General features: G+C 67.1%; 1 protein-coding gene and 1 pseudogene. Both read left to right on the forward strand.

Annotated elements, in window-relative coordinates:
- Nucleotides 1-965: pseudogene (locus tag AB5Z01_RS13685) on the forward strand (IS21 family transposase); the annotation flags it as partial.
- A 17-nt stretch (nucleotides 966-982) separates the two neighbouring features.
- The coding region (gene istB / locus AB5Z01_RS13690) for an IS21-like element ISBlo1 family helper ATPase IstB (protein ID WP_368365618.1) at nucleotides 983-1,567 on the forward strand (585 nt) is incomplete at its 3' end.

Here is a 1,567-nt window from a genome sequence, read left to right on the forward strand (position 1 = left end):
GCCTGATGCTCGTGTTCGAGCATATCGGGGGTGTTCCTCCCGTGATCGTGATGGACAACGCGACCGGTGCCGGCCGGCGCAACGCGAAGGGCGAGGTCGCGTTGACCGGGGTGTTCTCCGCGTTCGTGGCGCATTACCGGCTCGAGGTCCGGTTCTGCAACCCGTATTCGGGCAACGAGAAGGGCAGCGTGGAGAACGCGGTCGGGTTTTTGCGGCGCAATCTCATGGTGCCGCCCATGCGCGCGGAATCGTATGGGCAGTTGAGCCGTCTCCTGCTGGAGCGGTGCGACGGGCTCGCCAGGGACTCGTATTGCCCGAGGTTGCTGGACGTGCCCGTGGCCGAGGTGTTCGACGAGGAGAGGGCCGCGTTGATGCCGTTGCCGTCCACGGCGTTCGACCCGGTTCGCTGGGAAAGCCGGACGGCCGACAAGTACGGGCTGGTCGACATCGACTCGAACCGGTACCTCGCCGGCCCCGATTCGGCGCGTTCCAGGGTATTGGCCGCGATCCGGTGGGACACGGTCACGCTCACCTCGCCCGCCACCGGCGAGCTCTTCGCGGAGTATCCCAGACAGTACGGACGGTCGCGCAATGTGGAGGATCCCGCGCTCGTGCTTCCCCGGCTCGCGGTCAAACCCCGCGCGTGGCGGGAAAGCTCGATCCGCCCGGACGTGCCCGACGATATACGCGCGTGGCTTGATTCCATGGACGAAAAGACGTTGAGGGAGAGCCTCAAAGCGATCGGGGACGCGTGCCGGGCGGCCGGGTTCGATCCCGCGATGCAGGCGTGCGGCGAGATCCTGCGCTCGAACAGGGACATGGGCCTGCACGCGGACTCGCTCACCCCGATCGCGTTGCGCATGCGCGACGGCGAGTGGGAATACCCCGGCGGGATCGAGGAGCCCGACCTGAGCGGCTACGACCGGTTCATCACCGGCACGGACGACGGAGGGGAAGAACGGTGAGCGTCAGACCCGATCCGGTGATCCCGGAGACCCGACGCAGGCGCGCGTCCACGACCGAGAAAAGCGAACGCATCCTGAAGATGAGCCGCAGCCTGACCCTGACACGCAGCGTGCTCGCCGGGACGCTCGCCGAGGCCACGCCCAACCAGCTCGACTTCATCGAACGATGGTTTACGGCCGAACTCGACTCGCGCGAGCGATCCAAACGCCTGCGCCTGCTCAAACAGGCCGGCTTCCCCGCCGACAAGACCCTCGACGGCTATGACTGGACCAACCTGAAGATGCCCGCCGACTGGGGGCGCGCGCAGCTCGAGAACCTCGACTTCGTCGCCGGATGCGAGGACCTCGTGCTCTACGGGCCCGTCGGCACCGGCAAGAGCCACCTGGCCATCGCGATCGGACGGCTCGCCTGCGAGCGGGGCGTCCCGGTGCGCTTCTTCACCGCGACCGGACTGCTCATGCGTCTGCGCCGCGCCCAGCAGGAGAACCGGCTCGACCGGGAACTCGCGAGCATCGGCAAGGCCCGACTTCTCATCATCGACGAGTTCGGCTACCTGCCCATAGACGAGGAGGGCAGCAGGCTCCTCTTCCAGATCATTTCC

This window comes from Ruminococcus sp. RTP21359st1_H3_RTP21359_211015, from assembly GCF_040909065.1.
Classification (GTDB): Bacteria; Bacillota; Clostridia; order Oscillospirales; family Ruminococcaceae; genus Hominimerdicola; species Hominimerdicola aceti.